General features: G+C 67.9%; 20 protein-coding genes. 11 read left to right on the top strand and 9 right to left on the bottom strand.

The window, feature by feature from the left end; translation table 11 throughout:
- Positions 1–69: 69 nt before the first annotated feature.
- From INQ48_27050 to INQ48_27090, 9 genes are all read right to left on the bottom strand, one after another.
- Positions 70–1,083: a branched-chain amino acid ABC transporter permease gene (locus INQ48_27050; protein ID QRF56936.1), complete on the bottom strand. Its 1,014-nt coding sequence runs from the start codon at positions 1,081–1,083 to the stop codon at positions 70–72.
- A 5-nt stretch (positions 1,084–1,088) separates the two neighbouring features.
- Positions 1,089–1,952 carry a branched-chain amino acid ABC transporter permease gene (locus INQ48_27055; protein ID QRF56937.1) on the bottom strand — a complete coding sequence of 288 codons (864 nt, stop codon included), beginning with the start codon at positions 1,950–1,952 and terminating at the stop codon, positions 1,089–1,091.
- Positions 1,945–2,661: an ABC transporter ATP-binding protein gene (locus INQ48_27060; GenBank protein ID QRF56938.1), complete on the bottom strand. Its 717-nt coding sequence runs from the start codon at positions 2,659–2,661 to the stop codon at positions 1,945–1,947. Before INQ48_27060 ends, INQ48_27055 begins: the two co-directional genes overlap by 8 nt.
- A 124-nt stretch (positions 2,662–2,785) precedes the next feature.
- Entirely contained in the window at positions 2,786–3,505 is a 720-nt protein-coding gene (locus INQ48_27065; protein ID QRF56939.1) for an ABC transporter ATP-binding protein, read from the bottom strand.
- A gap of 5 nt (positions 3,506–3,510) precedes the next feature.
- Complete coding sequence (locus INQ48_27070) at positions 3,511–4,764, bottom strand: ABC transporter substrate-binding protein (protein QRF56940.1); 1,254 nt, start codon at positions 4,762–4,764, stop codon at positions 3,511–3,513.
- A gap of 31 nt (positions 4,765–4,795) precedes the next feature.
- Positions 4,796–6,259, bottom strand: a complete 1,464-nt coding sequence (locus tag INQ48_27075; protein QRF60917.1) for an aldehyde dehydrogenase family protein — start codon at positions 6,257–6,259, stop codon at positions 4,796–4,798.
- A 158-nt stretch (positions 6,260–6,417) separates the two neighbouring features.
- Positions 6,418–7,425: a hydroxyquinol 1,2-dioxygenase gene (locus tag INQ48_27080; protein QRF56941.1), complete on the bottom strand. Its 1,008-nt coding sequence runs from the start codon at positions 7,423–7,425 to the stop codon at positions 6,418–6,420.
- Between the two features lie 20 nt (positions 7,426–7,445).
- A complete protein-coding gene (locus INQ48_27085; GenBank protein ID QRF56942.1) occupies positions 7,446–7,976 on the bottom strand; it encodes a hydroxyquinol 1,2-dioxygenase in 531 nt (176 codons plus the stop codon).
- Positions 7,977–8,106: 130 nt separating this feature from the next.
- Entirely contained in the window at positions 8,107–9,051 is a 945-nt protein-coding gene (locus INQ48_27090) for a LysR family transcriptional regulator (GenBank protein ID QRF56943.1), read from the bottom strand.
- A 137-nt stretch (positions 9,052–9,188) separates the two neighbouring features.
- Here INQ48_27090 and INQ48_27095 point away from each other — a divergent pair, with 137 nt between their 5' ends.
- The 11 genes from INQ48_27095 (at position 9,189) to INQ48_27145 (ending at position 21,755) form a co-directional block, all read left to right on the top strand.
- Positions 9,189–10,736 carry an amino acid permease gene (locus INQ48_27095; protein ID QRF56944.1) on the top strand — a complete coding sequence of 516 codons (1,548 nt, stop codon included), beginning with the start codon at positions 9,189–9,191 and terminating at the stop codon, positions 10,734–10,736.
- Between the two features lie 158 nt (positions 10,737–10,894).
- Positions 10,895–12,043, top strand: a complete 1,149-nt coding sequence (locus tag INQ48_27100) for a tetratricopeptide repeat protein (GenBank protein QRF56945.1) — start codon at positions 10,895–10,897, stop codon at positions 12,041–12,043.
- A complete protein-coding gene (locus tag INQ48_27105; GenBank protein ID QRF56946.1) occupies positions 12,010–13,578 on the top strand; it encodes a L,D-transpeptidase family protein in 1,569 nt (522 codons plus the stop codon). The genes INQ48_27100 and INQ48_27105 overlap by 34 nt, the downstream gene beginning before the upstream one ends.
- 412 nt (positions 13,579–13,990) lie before the next feature.
- Positions 13,991–14,188, top strand: a complete 198-nt coding sequence (locus tag INQ48_27110) for a Flp family type IVb pilin (GenBank protein QRF56947.1) — start codon at positions 13,991–13,993, stop codon at positions 14,186–14,188.
- 3 nt (positions 14,189–14,191) lie between these two features.
- Positions 14,192–14,692 (top strand): prepilin peptidase, encoded by a 501-nt coding sequence (locus INQ48_27115; protein ID QRF56948.1) that lies wholly within the window; start codon positions 14,192–14,194, stop codon positions 14,690–14,692.
- A 71-nt stretch (positions 14,693–14,763) separates the two neighbouring features.
- Positions 14,764–15,753 (top strand): Flp pilus assembly protein CpaB, encoded by a 990-nt coding sequence (gene cpaB / locus INQ48_27120; protein ID QRF56949.1) that lies wholly within the window; start codon positions 14,764–14,766, stop codon positions 15,751–15,753.
- Between the two features lie 53 nt (positions 15,754–15,806).
- Complete coding sequence (locus INQ48_27125) at positions 15,807–17,165, top strand: type II and III secretion system protein family protein (protein QRF56950.1); 1,359 nt, start codon at positions 15,807–15,809, stop codon at positions 17,163–17,165.
- A 35-nt stretch (positions 17,166–17,200) separates the two neighbouring features.
- Positions 17,201–18,487 (top strand): histidine kinase, encoded by a 1,287-nt coding sequence (locus tag INQ48_27130; GenBank protein QRF56951.1) that lies wholly within the window; start codon positions 17,201–17,203, stop codon positions 18,485–18,487.
- Between the two features lie 7 nt (positions 18,488–18,494).
- Positions 18,495–19,808: a CpaF family protein gene (locus INQ48_27135; protein ID QRF56952.1), complete on the top strand. Its 1,314-nt coding sequence runs from the start codon at positions 18,495–18,497 to the stop codon at positions 19,806–19,808.
- Positions 19,801–20,790, top strand: a complete 990-nt coding sequence (locus INQ48_27140; GenBank protein ID QRF56953.1) for a type II secretion system F family protein — start codon at positions 19,801–19,803, stop codon at positions 20,788–20,790. Before INQ48_27135 ends, INQ48_27140 begins: the two co-directional genes overlap by 8 nt.
- A complete protein-coding gene (locus INQ48_27145) occupies positions 20,787–21,755 on the top strand; it encodes a type II secretion system F family protein (GenBank protein ID QRF56954.1) in 969 nt (322 codons plus the stop codon). Before INQ48_27140 ends, INQ48_27145 begins: the two co-directional genes overlap by 4 nt.
- Positions 21,756–21,792 lie beyond the last annotated feature (37 nt).

The following is a 21,792-nucleotide window of genomic DNA, read 5'->3' on the forward strand; positions in this document are numbered from 1 at the left end:
TCCGGGTGGAAGCGGCGGAGTCCGAATTGTAAACAGATCGTTACAAGAATGCTGCATCGCAGCGCGAAATCACGGCTTGCCGGCGACCAGCCTGCGCTGCGTGGGAAACAGCGACCAACCCCAGCGCTGCTGCGCGAAACCCCAGAGCCCCTGCTTGAAGAACAGCGTGGTCACGATCGCGAGCAGCCCGAGCCCCAGCAGGTACCAGGTGCCGTAGTCGCTGAGGAACTTGTTGAGCGCCCAGAAGACCAGCGCGCCGACCAGCGGCCCTTCGATGCGGCCGATGCCGCCGATCACCACCATGAAGATCGCGAACGCGCTCCAGTTGACGCTGAAGGCCGCGTCGGGGCTGATGCGCAGGTTGCCGACGAAGTACAGCGCGCCCGCGAGCCCCGCGCCGAAGGCCGCGACGCCGTACACCGCGAGCTTCATGCGCGCCACCGGCACGCCCTGCGACTCGGCCGCCACCTCGTTGTCGCGGATCGCCAGCAGCGCGAGGCCGCGCTTGCTGCGCAGGAACAGGTAGACCAGCGCCACCGCCGCCACCACGCAGCCCAGCACCATCCAGTAGGTGACGCTCTCGCGCGTGGCCTTGTCGATGCCGCGCAGCGCCGTCAGCGTGGTGCCCGAGCCGCCGCCCACCGCCGACACGTTGGCGAAGCTCAGGCGGAACACCTCGGCGATGACCCAGGTGCCGATCGCGAAGTAGCCGCCCGAGAGCCGGAACGCGAGGAAGGAGACCGGTATCGCGACCAGCCCCGCGGCCAGCGCGCCGAGGGGGATGGCGACGAAGGGGTTGAGCCCCGCGAAGTTGCCGAGCACCAGCATCGCGTAGCCGCCGAAGCCGAAGAAGGCCTGCTGCCCGATGCTGACCATGCCGCCATAGCCCGCGAGCAGGTTCCACATCATCGCGAAAATGAAGTAGCAGGCGATCTCGACGAACTCGCGCATCCAGCTCGACTCGCCCCAGAAGGGCAGGCTGGCGGCGACGAGGACCAGCGCGATGCCGACGGCGAGCGCGCCGCGGCTCGCGGCGGTGGCGCGTTCGACCGCGACGAAGGAAGGGGTGGCGGGGGTCGTCATCGGCGTCATCCGCGTGTCTTGGGAAAAAGGCCCTGCGGCCGGAACACGAGCACCGCGAGGAACACGATGTGCCCGAACCAGATGCCCCAGCCCGGATCGAGGCGGAAGCCCACCTGCTGCGCGATGCCGAGGATCATGGCGCCGGCCAGCGTGCCCCAGAACGAGCCCATGCCGCCGATGATCACGGCCTCGAAGGCGAACAGCAGCAGCAGCGTGCCGTCCGACGGCGACACCGTGGTGCGCATGCCCTGCAGCGCGCCTGCCAGCGCGATCAGCACGAAGGCGATGGCGGTCGCGAAGGCATAGACCTTCTTCGCGTCGAGCCCCATGAGCTCGGCGATCTCGCGGTCGTCCGACACGGCGCGGAACGACCGGCCCAGCGCCGTGTGCGCGAACAGCCATTGCAGCGCGCCGGTGGCCACGAGCGCCACGGCCAGCACGATCAGCGGCAGCACGCCGAGCGACAGCGATTCGCCGAGCGCCAGGCCGCGCGTGCCGAGGCCGCCGGTCTCGATGGCGCGCGGGTCGGCCGAGAACAGCTCGAGCAGCAGGTTCTGGATCACGATCGACAGGCCGAAGGTGACGACCAGCGAGGGCAGCGGGTCCTTGCCCAGCGTGCCGTTGAGCACCCAGCGCTGCAGCGCGTAGCCGAAGCCGAAGGCCACGGGCAGCACCGCGAGCGCGACCAGCCACGGCGCCGCGGCGCCGGCCAGCGACACGCCCGCGATCACCGCGAAGGCGCCGAGGATGATGAAGTCGCCCTGCGCCGTGTTCGTGAGCCGCATGACGCCGAACATCAGCGACTGGCCGAGCGCGAACAGCGTGTAGAGGCCGCCGAGCAGCACGCCCTGGAGCAGGGTCTCAAGCATGGGCCGCCTCGATGCCGAAATAGGCCTGTGCGATCCGCTCGCGCGTGAGATCGGCCGACAGGCCCTCGAGCGACACGCGGCCTTCCTGGAAGCAGTAGACACGCCGCGAGACCTGGCGCGCCATCGTCACGTCCTGCTCGACGATCACCACCGTCATGCCCTCGGCCGTGATGCCGGGCATGGCCGCGTAGATCTCGCGGATGACGACCGGCGCGAGGCCCAGCGAGAGTTCGTCGCACAGCAGCACGTCGGGATTGCTCATGAGCGCGCGGCCCAGCGCCACCATCTGCTGCTGGCCGCCCGACAGCGAGGTGCCGGGCTGGCGGCGCTTCTCGGCCAGGATGGGGAACAGGCCGTAGAGACGCTGCAGGTTCCACGGGCCCGGGCGCCCCGCGGTGGCGCCCATCAGCAGGTTCTCTTCCACGCTGAGGCTGGGGAACAGCCGGCGGCCCTCGGGCACCAGCGCGAGGCCGCGCCGCACGATCTCGCCGGGCGGCAGGCCGCCGATGGGCTCGCCCCTGAAACGGATCGCCTCGCGCGGCGCGCGCACCAGGCCCGTGAGGCTCTTGAGGAAGGTCGACTTGCCCGCGCCGTTGGCGCCGATGATCGCGACCAGTTCGCCGGCGGCGAGCGCGAAGTCGATGCCGAACAGGGCCTGGGCGTCGCCGTAGAAGGCCTGCAGGCCGTGGGTGGTGAGCAAGGCGGTCATGGTCTTTGCTCCCTCCCCCTCTGGGGGAGGGTCGGGGTGGGGGCAGGCGGCGTTGGACGGGTGGCGCCGTCGTGCCCCCATCCCAGCCTTCCCCCAGATGGGGAAGGAGCCATGCGGTGCGCGCTCATGCTTCCATCCCCATGTACACGCGCCGCACCTCCGGATCGTTCATCACCGCGCGCGGCTCGCCCTCGGCCAGCTTCTGCCCGAAGTTGATGACGAACAGCCGGTCCGCGAGCGACAGCAGCGCATGCACCACGTGCTCGATCCAGATCATGGTCACGCCGCGCGCCTTGATGCGCCGCAGCTCGCCCACCAGCACCGCGGCCTCGGGCTCGGTGAGCCCGCCCGCGATCTCGTCGAGCAGCAGCAGCCGCGGCTTCGTCGCAAGCGCGCGCGCGAGCTCGAGCCGCTTGCGGTCGAGCAGCCGCAGCCCGCCGGCCGGCGCATTGGCCTGCGCCATCAGTCCGGTCTGCGCCAGCACCTCGTGCGCCGTGCGCCAGGCCTCGCGCTCGGTCTGCTGCCCGCCGAAGCAGGCCGCGGTCACGAGGTTCTCAAACACGCTCATGTTCCCGAAGGGCTGCGGCACCTGGTAGCTGCGGCCGATGCCGGCGCGGCAGCGCTGGTGCGGACGCAGCCGCGTCACGTCGCGGCCCGCATAGTCGACCCGGCCCGCGTCGGCGCGCACGTCGCCCGAGATCAGATTGAACAGCGTGGTCTTGCCCGCGCCATTGGGGCCGAGGATGCCCAAGGTCTCGCCCTCGGCCACCGCGAGCGTGATGCCGTCGGTGACCTTGAGCGCGCCGTAGGACTTGCTCACGCCATGCAGTGCCAGCAGCGCCATGGCGGTCAGAGCGCGCGCAGCTTGCCGCCGGTGGGAATGGCCGGCGCGGCTTCGTTGTTCACGAGGGTGAGTTCCACCTTGTACTTCGTTCCCTTGCCCCACTGGCCGAGCACCAGCGGCGTCTTGCTGACGTTCCTGAACGGCCCCTGCCCGCCCCACTTGACCGGGCCGACCACCGACTGGATCGACGTCGCGGCCACGGCATCGCGCACGTCGGCGGCCTTGAGCGACTTCGCGCGGCCCAGCGCGTTGGCCGCCACCTCGAACAGCGCATGCGCGAAGCCGATCGGCTGCGTCCACTGCTTCTTCGTGCCGGCCTCGTAGGCCTCGGCCAGCGCCTTCGCGCTCTGCTTCGTGAGACTCGACGCGAAGGGATGCGAGGGGCTCCACCAGACCTCGGTCGAGAGGCCGTCGCCGAGCTCGCCCAGCGCCTCGATCGCGCCCGGGAACAGCAGCGCCTTGCCGAGCGTGATCGCCTTCGGCCTGAAGCCTTGCTGCCGCGCCTGCGTGAGGAAGGTCTTGGCATCGGGCGGGATCACCACGCCGGTCACGATCTCCACGCCCTCCTTCTTGAAGGCCGCGATCTGCGCGCTGAAGTCCTGCGTGCCGTTCTGGAAGCGGCCCGGGTCGGTGAGCGTGAAGCCCATCTGCGCGAGCGGCTTCGGAAAGCCCAGCTCCTTGTCGCCCCAGGCGTTGCCGTCGCCGTCGTTCGGGAACAGGCCGCCCACCTTCTTGTTGGTGGCCAGCGTCTTCCAGCCGCTGGTGAAGTTGGCGATGACATCCTCGAGGCCCCAGAACAGGTGGTAGGTCCAGTCGAAGCCCTTGGCCGGATCGCCCTTGCGGCCGAAGAACCAGGGCTGCCACGGCACCACGCTCGAGATGCAGGGCACCTCGTTGAGCTCGCAGGCATCGCTGACCGGGTTCGCGGTCTCCGGCGTGCCGGCCGTGAGCACCAGCGCCACCTTGTCCTTGAGGATCAGGTCGTTCGCGACCTCGCCCGCGCGGTTGGGGTTCGACTGGCTGTCCTTGAGCACGATCTGCACCGCGTACCTGCGGCCGCCGATCGCGATGCCGTCCTTGAAGGCGGCCTTCATCTGGTCGATGACCCATTTGTCGGCCTCGCCGAAGGGCGCGAGCGGGCCGGTCTGCGGCGACACGTAACCGATCTTGAGCGTGTCGGCCGCGAACGCCAGCGGTGTCGCGCCCGCGGCGACGAGGGCCGCGGTGGCCTGGGTGAATTGCCTGCGATTGAATGTCATGGCTGTCTCCTTTTCTTGTGCCTGCGGAAACTCAGCGCGCGAAGTGCGGCGGTATCCGCGCGTCGACGTTGACCCACACGCTCTTGACCTGCGTGTACTCGCGCATCGCGTCGAAGCCCATCTCGCGGCCGTAGCCGCTCTGGCCCACGCCGCCGAAGGGCGAGCCGGGGTTCACGCGCTTGTAGCTGTTGATCCAGACCATGCCGGCGTGCAGCTCGCGCGCCACCTTGTGGGCGCGCTGCAGGTCCTTGGTCCACAGGCCCGAGCCCAGGCCGTAGTCGGTGCCGTTGGCGATGCGCATCGCCTCCTCGTCGTCCTTGAAGGTCAGCACGGTGACGAAGGGGCCGAAGACCTCTTCCTGCGCGACGCGGTCGCGGTACGACTTCGCGCGCATCACGGTGGGCTCGACATAGCAGCCTTTCGCGAGATCGCCGCCCGGCGACCGGCCACCCGCGAGCAGCTCGCCGCCCTCGCCTCGTGCCACTTCCACGTAACTCAGAACACGCTCGCGATGCTGGGCGCTGGTCAGCGGGCCCATCTCGGTGTTCTCGTCGAGCGGGTTGCCGAGGCGGATCGACTTGGCGAGCGGAACGAACTGCGCGAGGAACTCGTCGGCGATCCGCTCGTGCAGCATCAGCCGCGAGCCCGCGATGCAGGCCTGGCCCTGGTTGTGGAAGATGGCCCAGGCGCTGCCGTTGACGGCGGCCTGCAGGTTCGCGTCCTCGAACACGATGTTGGGCCCCTTGCCGCCGAGCTCGAGCTGCACCTTCTTGAGGTTGCCCGCGCTGGCCTGCACGATGCGCCGGCCCGTCGCCGTGCTGCCCGTGAAGGCGATCTTCGCGATCTCGGGATGCCCGGCGATGTACTGGCCCGCCACGCTGCCCAGGCCCGGCAGCATGTTGACCACGCCGGGCGGCAGGCCCGCCTCGGCCATCAGCTCGGCGATGCGCAGCGAACTCAGCGGCGTGATCTCGGCCGGCTTCATCACGATGCAGTTGCCGGCCGCGAGCGCGGGCGCCATCTTCCAGCTCGTGAACATCAGCGGGAAGTTCCACGGCACCACCTGGCCGACGATGCCCACGGGCTCGCGCAGCGTGTAGTTGAGGAAGCCCTCTTCCACCGGAATGGTCTCGCCCTGGAACTTGTCGGCCATGCCGCCGAAGTAGCGGAAGCACGCGGCGGTGCGCGGCACGTCGAGCCGGCGCGAATCGCGGATCGGGTGGCCGGTGTCCAGCGATTCGAGGCGCGCGAGTTCCTCGGCGTTGGCCTCGATCAGGTCGGCGAGCCTGAGCAGGATGCGGCCGCGGTCGGCGGCGGCCATGCGGCGCCATGCCGGGAACGCGCGCTTCGCGGCGGCGACGGCCTTGTCGACGTCGGCCTTGCCGGCCAGCGCGACGTCGACGATGGGCGTGTTGTCGTGCGGGTTCAGGGTGGCGAGGGTCTCGCCGGATTCGGCGTCGACGAAGCGGCCGTCGATGAAGAGTTGGTGGCGGATGGACGTGCGCAGGCCTGCCGCGCCGGCAATGTCGTTGGGCTTCATGTTGTTGCCTTGCTCCCTCTCCCCTTGGGGAGAGGGCGGGGGTGAGGGGGAGGTTCGTGGCGCGTCGGCCACCCTCACCCCAACCCTCTCCCGCGCGCGGGAGAGGGAGCCATTCAGAACTGCACGGGAATCTCGTGCGACTCGCCCTTCTGGATCTCGTACACCAGGCTCGGCGAGCCGTTCTCCCACACCAGCAGCATCGAGCGCTTGGGGCTGAAGCCCTGGTGGCGGCAGTAGGCGGGCATGGCGGCCATGTCGCCGGCCTTCATGATCACGCGCGCCATCGGCTTGCCGGTGTTCTTGTCGCCGCAGTCCCAGTGGATCTCGTCGGTCATCTGGAAGAACCACTCGACGCGGTCGTTGCCGTGGATGATCGGCAGGATGTGCTCCTCGGTCGTCGGGCACATGTAGCTGTGCTTCACCACCGAGGTGAAGCTCGGGTTCCAGGTCACCTGCGAGCGGCTCAGGAAGCCGAAGAGATTGAAGGCATGCACCTCGTTCTCGAAGCCGGGCTCGGGATGCAGCTCGGGCTGGTCCTGCGGCACGTCGGCGAAGGCGCGGTTGACCGGCGCGCCGCGCTCGTCGCTGCGCAGGTCGAGGTCGCCCTTCAGGCCCACGCAGCGCGTGGCGAGTTCGCGTGCCCGCGTGATCTTGGCCGTGTTGTTGCCGTTCTTGCGGCCGTAGGGCGAGCCGGTCTCCTGCGGCGCGGCGAAGGGATCGAAGCTCGCGTTGGTCCAGTCGTCGAGCATGGCCTCGAAGGTGGCGCGGATCTGGGCGCTGGGGAAGTTCTCGAGCAGGTCGATGCCCGCGTCCTTCATGGTGCCGTTGAAGCTGCCGGCATAGAGGTCGACCGAGTCGTAGTGGTTGACGGTGCCGAACACGCTGTCGAAGTTGACCCAGCCGTAGAAGAAGCCCCAGGCGACGTCGCGCATCAGCGCGCGCAGGTAGTTGCCGGCATCCATGGTGTGGCTCATCGGGCGGCCGTCGCGGGTCTGCCAGCCGATGTGGACGAAATACTCGTCGCGGCGGAAGCGGAAGCTGCCGAGCGAGAAGTCCTTGTAGCCGAGCGTGGCGTCGGGTTGCGAGGCGATGACTCGGGCGAGTTCTGCGGGTGCGTTCATGGCGTGTGCTCCTCGTTCGTTCAATGCGACTGGCAGATCTCGGCCCACTTCTCGACCGACAGCTCGCCCTTGCAGGTCTGCAGCACGATCACGCCGGGGCGCGCGCTGCGGAACTGGTAGGCGGTGTTCTTCGGCAGCAGGCCCTGGTGGCCGCGCGAGAGCTTCATCCAGCCCATCTTCTGGCCGCGCGGCTCGCCCTCGACCCGCACGGCGCCGTTCTTCTCGGGGTCGGCCACCTTTTGGGTCGCGTCGAGCTGCACCAGGTGCACCTCGACCTCGCCGTCCATCACCAGCGCGAACTCGTCGTGCGCGCAGGTGAACCAGGGCGAGTGGCCCTCGGCGCGCAGGGTCTCGAGCACGTAGATCTGGTTCTGGCCGAACACCACCTTCTCGTAGGGCCGACTGTTGTTCGCGATCTCGAAGCAATTGGAGAAGGCGTAGTGGCGCACGTCGTCGGCGATCGGCTCGACGTGGCCTTTCTCGTAGTGGGCGAGCGAACCGAAGCGGGTGCGGTAGGCGGGCGCGTCCTGGGTCTGGGCGGTCTGGGTCATGGCGGTCTCCTTGGTTCTGGCTTGGACCGAACTCTAGGAAACAACCGGGGCCGCCGGTAGGGACCAGATTGGAAGAGGATTATTCGCAGACTCCGAATAATCGCTGGGGTTTACCCGGGAACGCGCGCCCTCACTCGATCAATTCGGCCGGGATCATTCCGCGCTCGATCAGGGTGGCGTCCCAGGGCGGAACGCGCGTGAAGCGGGTGGCGATGTGCTCGATGAACAGCCGCAGCTTGAGCGCGTTGCGCGAGGTGCCCGCATAGACGGCGCTCAGCGAGAACGACGAGAGCTGGTGCTCGGGCAGCACCACGCGCAGCTCGCCGCGCGCGATCGCGTCGCCCGCCACCAGCGTGGGCAGGCAGACGATGCCCGCGTGCTCGAGCGCGTACTCCCGCAGCAGGTGCACGCTGTTGGTCAGCAGCGCGGCCGCGAGGTAGATGGTGGTCTGCTCGCCCTGGTGGTGGAAGGTCCAGCGGTCGCGCGTGGGATAGCCCGAGTACAGGCCCAGCTTGTGGCGGTGCAGCTCGCGCGGGTTGGCGGGCATGCCGTGGCGCTCGAGGTACTCGGGCGTGGCGCACAGCAGCCGGCGCACCGGGAACAGCGGGCGCGACACCAGTTCCTCGGAGGCGGCCGGAAAGATCTGCAGCGCGCAATCGACGCCGGCCTTGACCGGATCGACCACCGCGTCGCTCACGATCAGCTCGAGGTGGATGTCGGGATAGATGGTGTGGAACTCGCGCAGCAGCGAGGCGAAGCGACCGAGCACCATGCCCGTGAGCGCATGCACGCGCAGCACGCCCGAGGGTGTGCCGCGCGCGTCGCGCATCTGGTCGACGATGTCGTTGGCGCGGCCCACGAGCTCCACGCAGTCGCGCAGGAAGGCCTGGCCCACGTCGCTGAGCCGCACCACGCGCGTGCTGCGGTGGAACAGCGGCGCGCCGAGGAACTCCTCGAGCTGCTTGACGCGCGTGGTGACCACCGAGTTCGCCACCCGGAGCTGGCGCGCCGCCTCCGCAAAACTCTGCGTCTGCGCGACGCGCACGAAGGCTTCGATGCTCTGGAGGCGGTCCATGGCGGCACTGTACTGTGCGGGCCGCGCGGCCGTACCCCGGGGCGACGCGGGGGTGCGCGCAGGGCCGCACTTATGATCGCCGCCACCTCGCGCGGGCCTCACGGTCCGCGCGGGCTCATACGGGAGAACACAACGACATGGCAACGGACTCCACCGCGCCCACCCTCGCCTCGCGCACCGCCGCCGAGGAACCCACGCTGCGCCGCGCGCTCGGCACGCGCCACCTGACGATGATCGCCATCGGCGGCTCGATCGGCACCGGCCTGTTCGTGGCCTCGGGCGCCACCGTGTCGCAGGCCGGCCCGGGCGGCGCGCTCGCGGCCTACCTGCTGATCGGCGCGATGGTCTATTTCCTCATGACCAGCCTCGGCGAGCTCGCGGCCTGCATGCCGGTGTCGGGCTCGTTCGCGACCTACGGCGCGCTCTACGTCGACGAGGGCTTCGGCTTCGCGCTCGGCTGGAACTATTGGTACAACTGGGCCGTGACCATCGCGGTCGAGCTCGCGGCCGCGCAGCTGGTGATGCAGTACTGGTTCCCGGGCACGCCGGCCATGCTGTGGAGCGCGCTGTTCCTCGGGCTGATGTTCCTGCTCAACGCGATCTCGGTGCGCGGCTTCGGCGAGGCCGAGTTCTGGTTCGCGCTGGTCAAGGTGGTGACGGTGATCGCCTTCGTCGCCATCGGCCTCCTGATGATCTTCGGCATCCTGCGCGGCGACCGGCCCGCCGGCTTCGGCAACCTCACGCTCGGCGACGCGCCCTTCGTGGGCGGCCTGCCCGCGATGATCGGCGTGGCCATGATCGCGGGCTTCTCGTTCCAGGGCACCGAGCTGATCGGCGTGGCGGCCGGCGAATCGGCCAACCCCGCGAAGAACATCCCGCGCGCGGTGCGCCAGGTGTTCTGGCGCATCCTGCTGTTCTACGTGCTGGCGATCGGCGTGATCGGCGTGCTGATTCCCTACACCGACCCGAACCTGATCAAGACCGACCTGCACGCCATCGGCGTGAGCCCGTTCACGCTGGTGTTCCGCCACGCCGGGCTGGCCTTCGCGGCCAGCGTGATGAACGCGGTGATCCTCACGGCCGTGCTGTCGGCCGGGAACTCGGGCATGTACGCCTCGACCCGGATGCTGTTCAACCTCGCGAAGGACGGCCGCGCGCCGCGCTGCTTCGCGCGGCTCACGCGCGCGGGCGTGCCGCTCAATGCGCTGCTCGCGACCACAGCGGTCGGCGCGCTGTGCTTTTTGACCTCGCTGTCGGAGAGCCAGGGCGTGTACCTGTGGCTCTTGAACCTCTCGGGCATGACCGGCTTCGTGGCCTGGCTCGGCATCGCGGTGAGCCACTACCGCTTCCGCAAGGGAATGATGGCGCAGGGGCTGGACCTGTCGCTGCTGCCGTACCGCTCGCCCTTCTTCCCCTACGGGCCGCTGTTCGCCTTCGGCCTGTGCCTGGTGGTCACGCTGGGCCAGAACTACGCCGCCTTCACGGGCGGGCGCATCGACTGGATCGGCGTGTTCTCGACCTACATCGGGCTGGTGCTGTTCGTGGCGGTCTGGTGGGGCTACCGGCTGGCGCGCGGCAGCCGCTTCGTGGCCTACCGCGACATGCATTTCCCGGCCCTGCTGCGGCCGGCGCCGGGGCATGGGCTGGCGGATGCGGCCGGGGAGCGGGAGCGCGGCGGCGCCTGAACGTGCTTTCCACCGGTTTCCGTGGGAAAAGGCACAGCCCGTTGCCTCGAGGAATGGAACGGCGTTGCAGGCACGCCGCAGTGTGTCTGGAGGTTAACCGCCCCACTTACAATCCCCGGCGCATCCCCTTCCCTCTCCCTCACGAGGCCTCGTCCGCCATGCCCAAGAGCTCCCTGCGCACTCCCTTCAGCCTGACGCCCGTCGTGCGCGCCCTGTTCCTGGCCGCCGCGGTCGGCGCCACGGCGCTGTCCGCGCTGGCGGCGCCCGAGCACGAGGAGGTCGACCGCCTGATGCAGGCCGGCAAGCTCGAGGAAGCCTCGACCAAGGCCGACGCCTTCCTCAAGGACAAGCCGCGCGACCCGCAGATGCGCTTCCTCAAGGGCGTGATCCAGCTCGACACCGGCAAGCGCGCCGAGGCGATCGCCGCCTTCACCCAGCTCACGCAGGATGCGCCCGAGCTGCCCGAGCCCTACAACAACCTCGCGGTCATCTACGCGAGCCAGAACCAGTTCGACAAGGCGCGCAACGCCCTCGAGAGCGCGATCCGCACCAATCCGAGCTATGCCACCGCCCAGGAAAACCTCGGCGACCTCTATGCGCGGCTCGCGAGCCAGGCCTACAGCAAGGCGCTGCAGCTCGACCAGAACAACACGGCGGTCGCGCCCAAGCTGGCGGTGATCCGCACGCTGTTCGTGCCGGCCGTGCCCGGCGCCAAGCCGACCCTGCTGGCGGCGGCTCCCGAGGCACCGCGTGCGGCACCGGCGGCGCCTGCGCCCGCGCCCGCGCCGGTCGCGAAGGCCCCCGCTCCCGCACCGGCACCCGCCGCGGCCCCCGTGCCGGCCCCGGCGCCCGCACCGGTGGCCAAGGCACCCGCGCCCGCTCCGGCCCCGGCCCCCGCCGTGGTCGCCAAGGCACCCGAGGCTTCGGCGCCGGCCGCCGCACCGGCCGCGCCCGCCGCTTCGTCGAGCGCCAACGCGGAGGTCGAATCGGCCGTGCGCGGCTGGGCCGCCGCCTGGGCCGGCCAGGACATGGACCGCTACCTCGCCGCCTACGGCAGCGACTTCACGCCCGGCGGCGGCCAGAGCCGCAAGAGCTGGGAAGAAGAGCGCCGCGCGCGCATCGTCGGCAAGTCCAGCATCAGCGTGAACCTCGAGAACCTCGTGATCCAGGTCAATGGCCAGTCGGCCACCGCCAAGTTCCGCCAGGTCTACCGCGCCGACAACCTCAACATCTCCAGCCGCAAGACGCTGGAACTGCAGCGCTCCGGCGGCCAGTGGCACATTCGCAAGGAAAGCGTCGGCGGCTAGTGGCAGACATCGTCCGGCAGGGCCGGCCCCAGACCCCAGAATTCCGGCGCGGCGGGAGCCTCCTGGCCGCGCTGATGGCCGCATCGGCCCTCGTGCTCGCACTGCCCGCGGGCGCCGCCAGCCATTCGGGCAAGGCCTCGCATGCCAAGACGGCCGGCGCCAAGTCCGGCAAGGCTGCCGTCGGCGCCAGCCGCTCGGCGCAGAAGGAAAAAGCCGGCGCCAGGGAAGCGCGCGGCAGTCGCGAATCGCGCAGCGTGCGCGAAGCCCGGGAGGCACGTGAAGCCCGCGACGCCAGGGGCGCCAAGGCCCAGGCCCGCCTGAAGAAGGGGGCCGTGGCGACCGCGGCCGCCGCGGCGGCCGGCACCGCCGCCGTGGCCGAAGCCCGCGGCACGCGCAAGGCGCCGCCCGCGGGCGCGATCCAGGAAGCCAGCAACGCCGAGGCGCGGCTGATCGCGATCTACGAACTCTTCGGCCGCGGCCAGGCGCGGCCCGCGTTGGCCAAGGCGCGCGAACTGGTGCGCGACTACCCGAATTTCCAGCTCGCGCAGCTCGTGTACGGCGACCTGCTCGCCTCGCAGGTGCCCGCCGCGCACAGCCTCTCGGACGCCGCCAGCGTGGCGCGCCTGAAGGGCAACCCGGCCATGGCCGAGCTGCAGGAAGAATCGCGCCGCCGCCTGCAGGCGCTGCGCGAACGGCCGCCGCCGAACACCGTCCCGTCGCAGTTCCTCGAGCTGTCCACGCGCAGCCGCTACGCGATCGCCATCGACGCCTCGCGCTCGCGCCTGTACCTGCTCGAGAACGGCGACAAGGGCCTGAAGCTCGTGGCCGACTACTACATCTCGGTCGGCAAGTCGGGCATCGACAAGTCCGTGGAGGGCGATGCGCGCACCCCGCTGGGCGTGTACTTCATCACCAGCAGCCTCGATCCGAAGTCCCTCAAGGACCTCTACGGCGCCGGCGCGCTGCCGATCAACTACCCCAACGCCTACGACCAGCGCCGCGGCAAGACCGGCGGCGGCATCTGGCTGCACGGCACGCCCTCGCAGCAGTACGCGCGCGCGCCGCTGGCCAGCGACGGCTGCGTGGTCATGGCCAACCCCGACCTGCGCCAGTTGCTGCGCAAGGTGCAGATCGGCGCCACGCCGGTCGTCACCGCGCGCAGCCTGCAATGGATTTCCCAGCCCCAGGCCGAAAAGGACGCCCAATCCTTCACCAGCGCGATCAATGCCTGGAAAGACGCCCGGGCCCAGGGAAATGAAGCGCAATTGAAGAAATTCTATTTGCCGGATTTCCAGCGTCAGGCGAAAAAATCGGCCGACGGAATTTCAATTGTCCGCGACGAGATGGAATACGCCCAGGGCCGGCGTATTCAGTTAAAGGATGTTTCCTACCTCCATTGGCGCGACAGCGAGGACACCATGGTCGCCACCTTCGGCGAGGTGTTCGAGGGGGAACGCAGCGGTCGCATGCGTCGCCAGTACTGGCTGCGCCAGGCCGGCGAGTGGAAGCTGTTCCACGAGGAAATCCTGGGCTGATCCCCCTTCGCAAGCAGGGTCAGACCCCTCAACTTGTGATTTTTTGCGCACGGTCCAACCCTTTCTGGACTGTTACATCTTTACCGTTCCGGGTCGTGTCACGTAACACGTAACACGCTTGTACCCGTAACGCGCCCCTCGCGCGCACCCCTGTTCCGTAACACTCCCTCCCGTCTTCATGGGATGTCGGTGCACGCCTACAGAGGGAAAAATCGTTTCCGAACTGTTACTCAGCGTCTCTGACCGACCGGTCAACCGATGTCCGTGGGAGCTGGCAGCCATCGTGCTAGCCATCCTCGGCTAGCACAGCGGAACACCCTTCCATCGGGTTTGCCTTGTTGATACACAGAGTTACGCCGGATAACATTCGCACCGCCAGCCCTTGTTAACGACTTTTTCTGAAAGGTTAATCATGCTCAACGCTATTGCCCGTTTTATTCGCGACGAAGAAGGTGCGACCGCCATTGAATATGGCGTGATCGCCGGCCTGATCACCATTCTTCTGGTGGTTCTTTTCAATCCCGCAGCAACGACCGGGTTCGCTGGCGCCATCAAGTCGCTGTTCACTAATTTGAGCACCCAACTGACCAAGGCTGTTCCCGCGAGCTGAAAAATGGCTGGGATCGAGCTGATCTGGCTTCTCCCGGTTGTGGTTTATGACTTCTACCAACGTCGTGTTCCGAACTGGCTCGTCCTCGTGGGGGCCGCGTTGGCCATGACAGTCCTTTTCCTCGGACGTTCGCCCATGGGCATCGGCTGGTCCGATGCCCTGGGCGGTGCCGCCCTGGGATTCGGCTTCCTTCTTTTTTTTCACATCGCCGGGCTGATGGGTGCCGGCGATGTCAAGTTCGCCGGTGCACTGGGCCTGTGGGTCGGATGGCAAGGCCTCTTTCCGATTTGGATCATCGCCAGCCTCCTGACGGGTGCGCACGCCGTCGCGTGGCTCGTGCTCCAGCGATGGCCCTGGTTTCCCCGCATCGCCCTTGCCCTGTCCGGCAAGGCGGCATCCAAAGACGCGGCGACAGCGAAGCAGCGTCGACGAGTCATCCCCTATGCAGCGTATCTCGCCATCGCCTCGGCCTTGTGGATCGTCCTCTGGGGTCGACAGAGCTGACCGGGTGCACCCATGCAGGTTGACCGTCCTGTCGTATCGATGACCTGTTCCACCGCCCATCCCCACCGCCCATGATCCACCTCACAAAAATCATCGCTGCCATCCTGGTACTGATCGCCATTGCCCTGGGCGGCTACGCTTGGGTTCTCAGCCGTCAGCCGGCACCGAGCGTCGCGGCCACGCCCGCTGCCTCCGCGCCGGCGCGATCGGAAGCCAGGGCAACCTACGCGGTGGTGGTCGCGAGCAAGCCTCTTCCCGCGGGCAAGGCCATCGCCGCCGACGCCGTTCGTGTTGAGCAGTTGCCCGTCAATCCGAGCGACGCCTTCAAAGAGACGAGCATCGTCGCCGGTCGGGTCCCCGTTCTCGACCTGAGCGAAGGCACACCGATCCAGGAAGGCCAGCTCGTGTCCGGCCTCGCCCTGCGGATCGGCGAGGGGGAGCGTGCCGTTGCGGTCAAGGCCGACGAGGTGATGGGGGTAGGCAACAAGGTACAGCCCGGCGACTTCGTCGACGTCTTCGTGATGCTGAAGTCCGAAGGAAAGGACATCGATCGCAGCCAGGCACGCCTGCTTCTAGCGCGCAAACGCCTGCTCGCCTACGGCAGCCTCTCGGTGGACGCCCTGGCCACGAAGGCGGCCGACAACGGTGCGACGGCCGCCCAGCGGGCCGAAGCGGCACGCACCGCGGTCCTCGCGATCCCCGTCGACGACGTAAACCGGCTCACGTTGGGCGAATCCAGCGGGCGCCTGCTCCTTGCACTGCGCAACCCCGCCGACACGACGGAGCCCGATCCCTCGCTGTTCGCGGAACTGCCGACCGCGCTGCAGCCAGCACCGGCGAAGCCCGGCGAACCGCGCCGCCCGCCCCTGGCGGGCTTGGACAAGGCGCAAGCCGGCCTGACGGTTGCCGACCTGGTGAACGGTGGAGCGACACCGGCTACCAGCCGGCGCGTGGCAACCACCGGGCTGCCGATCGCAGGCACGCGACCTGCGGGCATCGCAAGACCGGGCATGGAGGTCGAGGTCATCCGTGGCGACCGCAGCGAAACCGTGCGCTATTGAGCCGGATCACCCCACACCCATACCGCTTACGCACCCGTTTCAGAAAGAAGACCATGCCCCTGCCCCGAGCAAAGACCAAAAGGGCTGACCGCCTCTTCAGGACCAGCCTCGGCCACATCGCCATTGGCTGCGCACTCGCCATCGGCCCCAGCGTGCCCCTTTTCGCGGCCAGCGTTGCCGCCACACCCCAGACGCTCGTGACGTTGGGCGCCGGCACCCAGCAGGAACTCGTGTTCGACAAGGGCGTGGATCGCATCGCGCTGGCTAACGAAGCGGTTGCCGGTGTGACCGTCACCCGCAAGACGCCGGGCTCCCCCGCCGCGCGACTGATCCTGACCGGAAAGGTGCCGGGCAGCACGACCTTGATGGTGTGGGAGAAGGGGCGGCCCGCCGCAACCATCTACGTGCTGGAGGTTCAGCGGCGCGACGCCAAGCTCGATGGCACGCTCGACAGCGTGCCGGCATATCAGCAGGCGCGCGAAGCGGCTCTCGCGAGTCAGCCAGAGAAGGCGGTCGTGAGCGACCGTTCCGTCGTGAACGTGCGCAGCCACACCGTACAGGTCGAGGTCAAAGTCGTCGAATTCAACCGCAGCGTGCTTAAGCAGGCCGGACTGAACATCTTCAGCACCCGTGCCAACTCGAGTGGCTTCAGCTTCGGCGTCTTCACGCCCGCCTCGCTGAAGAGCGCAACCTTCAACTCCAACGGGTCTATCACCGGCGAATACAACAATCCGCTCGCGCAGGCCTTCAGCCTGCTGCTCAACTTCGGCAAGGCTGGCATCGGCCTGAACGTCGGCTTCCTCGAAGGCAACGGCATGGCACGCGTCCTGGCCGAACCCACGCTGGTGGCCATGTCGGGGCAAAGCGCCAGCTTCCTGGCCGGGGGCGAACTGCCCGTTCCCGCGCCCCAAGGCCTCGGAACGACGAGCATCGAGTACAAACCCTTCGGCATCGGCCTGACGCTCACGCCGACCGTGCTTTCCAACGACCGAATCGTGCTGAAGGTTGCCCCCGAAGCCAGCGACCTGGACTATGCCAACGCCTTGAGCATCGGCGGCGTCGCGGTTCCCGCGATCAGCACGCGCCGCGCGGACACCACGGTCGAGCTCGGCGATGGCGAGAGCTTCATCATCGGCGGCCTAGTGAGCCGCACGACGTCGTCCAACGCGGACAAGATCCCGCTGCTCGGCGACCTGCCGGTGCTCGGCACCTTCTTCAAGCAGAGCAAGTACCAGATGAGCGAGAAGGAACTGGTGATCCTGGTCACGCCCCACCTCGTGAAGCCGATCGCGCGCGACACCGACCTGAGCCCGTTTCTTCCGGGCGCGGCCGAGCAGCGCGACGGTGCCGTCTGGCGCTCAATCTTCCTGAGCACGCCGGGTAACGCGACGGTCCCCGGTTTTTCGCGTTGAGCAGAAATCCTGGACATGAGCACCAGGGCAGCACCATGAACGCTCCCCGCGACAGTCTCCCGGAAACAGGGACGGAAACCTATCTGTTCGCGTCGAACGATGGAGCCCGCATCACCTGGCTGACCGATGCGCTCAGTCGACTCGGGTCCGTGGTCACGCTGAGCCTCGATGCCAAGTCGATCGACGAACGCATCACCTTGCTGGGACCGGCAGCGGTCTTCATCGACTTTTCGCCCGACCAGGGCACGGAAGCGGCAGGCCAGCTCCACCAACGACTCAAGCGCGACTGGTCGACGCTGCCGGTGCTAGCGACGGGCAACTCCGTCGAACCGGCAGGCATGCTCGCCGCCCTGCGCGCCGGTGTCGACGACTTCATCGACATGGCCGCTCCTCCTGCGGATGCGGTGCATACGTTGCAAGCCCTGCTCGACAGGCGCGGCAATCTGCAAACCGGAACCCGGGGCAAGACACTTGCGCTGCTGGGCGCACGCGCCGGCCTGGGCGTCACGACGCTCGCATCGAACCTCGCCCTGGCGCTCAGCGACCAACTGGAACACGGGCAGGCCACCCCCCAGGCGCGCAATCCCCGTCACGGCGTGGCACTGCTCGACCTCGGACTGCCCGCACGCGATGGATTGCTCTATCTCGACACCCAGAGTGGCTTCAGTTTCGTCGACGGCGTGCGCAATCTCAGGCGACTCGACCAGACCTTGCTGCATACGGCCCTCGCCCATCATGCAAGCGGCGTGGCGGTCCTGCCGTTGCCAGCGAATCTCGCCCAGATCCGGGAGATTTCGCATGCGGATTCGGTTGCGCTGATCAAGAGGCTCGGGGACTTCTTCGATTTTCAAATCGCTGACCTAGGCGGGTTCTCCACGATCGATTTCGTTGCACAGACGGTGCGCGAGACGCATCGCGCCTGGGTGGTCTGCGACCAGAGCATCGGCGGCATCGTGTCAACCGCGAGCATGCTCAAGGAGCTGTACACGCGCGGGGTGGAAGCCGAGCGGCTGGCGCTGGTCGTCAACAAGTTCGACAGCCACGTCAACCTCGCCGCCAAGGACATCGCTGACCGGCTCGAATTGCCGCTGCACCATGTGCTGCCCGCGCGCAGCGCGCAACTCATGTCCGCGGCCAGCCGCGGCGAAATGCTCGTGCGCACAGCGCGCGGCGACCCCTACTCGCAAGCGGTCGCGGGACTTGCCCGCGGCCTCCACCAGGAACTCACGGCCGCCACCGGCCAGGCTCCGGCCAAATCCCCGCTGTGGGGCGCGCTCACGTCGCGCTTCTCGAGCCCTCGGAAGAGATCCAGTCAAGGTTGAACAGCCCATGTCCACCGATATCGAATTCGCCGACGACGACCAGGCGTTCATCACCTCCCAGCAGTTCCAGGACATCAAGAGCTGGACGCACGATCACCTGCTCAGCCGCATCGAGGAGCTGGGCGCGGAGTTCGGCCGCTGGTCGCGCGCCTCGATCCAGCAGTTCGTTGAGCTGGAGGTCGACAGCTTCGTGCGCCTGCGCCGCGTGCCGATCAACGACCGCGAGATGCAGCTCATCTCGGATGCGCTCACGAAGGAACTCGCGGGCTTCGGCCCGCTGGAAGACCTGCTCAACGACCCCGCGGTCGAAGACATCCTGATCAACGGCTACCAGAACGTCTACGTATCGCGCCACGGCATCCTGGAGCGCGAGACCCTGCGCTTCGCCGACTCCGAGCACGTGATGCGCATCGTGCGCCGCATCCTCGCGCCGCTGGGTCGCCGGCTCGACGAAGCCAACCCCATGGTCGACGCGCGCCTGCCCGACGGCGGGCGCATCAACGTGATCATCGAGCCGCTCGCGATCGACGGCCTGTCGGTCTCGATCCGCAAGTTCCGCAAGGACCCGCTCACGCCGGCCGACCTGGTCAAGCTCGGCACTTTCGACGCCGGCATGGCGCAGTTGCTCGAAATCGCCGTGCGCGCGCGCTGCAACGTGCTAGTGAGCGGCGGAACCAGTTCCGGAAAGACCTCGCTGCTCAACGCGCTGGCGAGCTTCATTCCTTCCACCGAGCGCGTCATCACGATCGAGGACACCGCCGAGCTGTCGCTGCGGACTAGCCATGTGGTGCGTCTGGAGAGCCGCCCCGGCGGATTCGACGGCACCGGCGTCGTCTCGATCCGGGACCTGCTGCGCAACAGCCTGCGCATGCGGCCCGACCGCATCATCGTGGGCGAAGTGCGTGGCGCCGAGGTGATCGAAATGATGCAGGCGATGAACACCGGCCATGAGGGCTCGATGGGAACGATCCACGCTAGTTCGCCCCGCGAATGCCTTTACCGCCTCGAAATGCTAGCGGGCTTCGCGGGCTATCAGGGTAGCGAAGTCAGCCTACGCCGCCAGATCGCGAATGCGATCGACTTCATCGTTCAGATCGGCCGACTCTCGAATGGACAGCGCCGCATCCTCTCGCTCAGCGAGGTGACGGGTGTGAACGACAACGTGGTGGCCATGCAGGAGCTGTATCGCTACGAACCGGTCGTCTCTCCGGACGGCGAGGAACGCGATCGCTGGGTGTCGCTCGGCATCGCGCCGCACTCGCCGAAGATCACGCGGTTCCGGCAATCGCTCGCTAGAGCGCACGGAGATCAGCGTGCGTGAAGGCCTGCTGATCGTTGCGGCGGTCGCCCTGCTTCTTGCAGCGGGCGGCCTGTTGCTGTGGCAATGGTCCACAAGCTTGCAACGCCGGCGCGTCTCCGGCCGCTACGTGGCCCAGCAGCTTCAACCGAAACCGGCGCCGGAGGCGTCTATGCCTGCTCCCGCACAGGCCGGGGCGACCATGGCGACCGGCCTTCTGAAGGACCCATGGGCCGAAGCGGCCGCGGCCGAAGTGGCCGCCATGCCGCGGAAGAACTGGACGCAGGCGCTGGTGCCGGGTTGGCTCGAGGGCGTCGTTTCGTCTCGGCTGCTAGCGCTCGGCGGGATCACGATCGTTGCCCTGAGCGCCGTGGGCGCCTCGCTGGGTGGCTGGCCAACCGCGCTCGGCGCACTGGTCCTGCTCGTAGTCATGGCATCTTTCGCCATCTGGCTGCGGCTGCAGAAGCACCGGAAGACGCTCGTCGGGCAACTGCCGTCCTATATCGATGCCATGGTGCGCCTGATAACCATCGGCAACTCGACGCAAGCAGCTTTTCAGCTGGCGATCGCCACGACGGATGCGCCCCTGCGGATCTATCTTGAGCGCGCGGCCAGCCTCGTTCGCGCGGGGATGGACCTCGACCGCGCACTGCACCAGATGGCCACGCACGCACGGATCGAGGAGATGTACCTGCTCGCATCGATCCTCGGCCTCGGCGTTCGCTACGGCGGGCGCTCCGACCTTCTGCTGGAGCGGGTCGCGAACTTCATGCGCGATCGTGAACAGGCCGAACACGAACTGGTCGCCATGTCCTCCGAGACCCGGCTCTCGGCCTGGATACTGGGCGTACTTCCGGTCGCGGTGGGCATGGCCATTGTGATGCTCAATCCGGACTACTTCATGCGGATGTGGGACGACACTACGGGGCAGCTGCTGGTGCTCGGCGCCATCGGGCTGCAGATGCTCGGGGCCGCGCTGCTCTATCGCCTGGCGAGGCTCTCATGAATCTCACGCCATCCCAATTGATCACCTGGAGCCTCGCCCTGCTGGCGATCGCGCTGCTCGTCGCCGCAGGCACGCTGATCGTCAACGAGGTCATCCGCGCGCAGCGCAACCGGACCATCGGGCGAGCCATCCTGCGCGGGGTTGCCGCGGCGTCCGCTGAAACACCTCCCGTGCAGCAGGAGACCGAAGAGGTGGCGGGCAATCGCCTCTCGGACATCGAACTTCCCCTGCACTGGCTGAACACGCGAATCGGCAAGGCGCTGGTCACTGACGAGGACCGCCGGCTGATCGACCAGTGCGGCTTCTCCACGCAGCGAGCGCAACTCGTTTTCCTTGTGTCCCGCATCGCGCTCGCCGTCTTGCTTCCGGTGATCGTTCATCTGTTTTGGGGAACTAGCCTTTCCGAGCGCTACAACATCGCGGCACTGGCGTGCGCCTTCGTCGTTGGATTCATGGCGCCCAAGTGGACGCTCGGATGGCGTGCTGGCAAGCGGCGCGAGAGCGTGGGACGCGAGCTGCCATTGTTCGTCGATCTGCTGCGCCTGCTCCAGGGCGTCGGCTTGAGCCTCGACCAGAGCCTGCAAATCATGGCAACGGACTTCTCGCATGTGCTGCGCGTCCTCGGCTATGAACTCACGCTCGCCAACAGGCAGTACGCGCGCGGCCGCACCCGCGAACATTCGCTGCAGCGCCTGGCCACGCTGCACAACAACGAGAACCTGCGAGGACTGGTCTCCCTGCTGGTACAGGTCGACCGGCATGGCGGCGCGGTCCAGGAACCGCTGCGCCAGTTCAGCGAACGTCTGCGCGAGCATCGCCGTTCGGAAATGAAAGAACGCATCGGAAAGATCACCGTGAAGATGACCGGCATCATGGTGACCACGTTGCTGCCCGCGCTGGTCATCGTGACCGCGGGACCGGGCTTTCTCGCCGTCATCAGATCTCTGGGAGCTCTCACACGATGAACGCCTCACATTCTCCGCGGCGTCCGAGCGGCCTGCT

It is taken from the genome of Variovorax paradoxus, assembly GCA_016806145.1.
Classification (GTDB): Bacteria; Pseudomonadota; Gammaproteobacteria; order Burkholderiales; family Burkholderiaceae_C; genus Variovorax.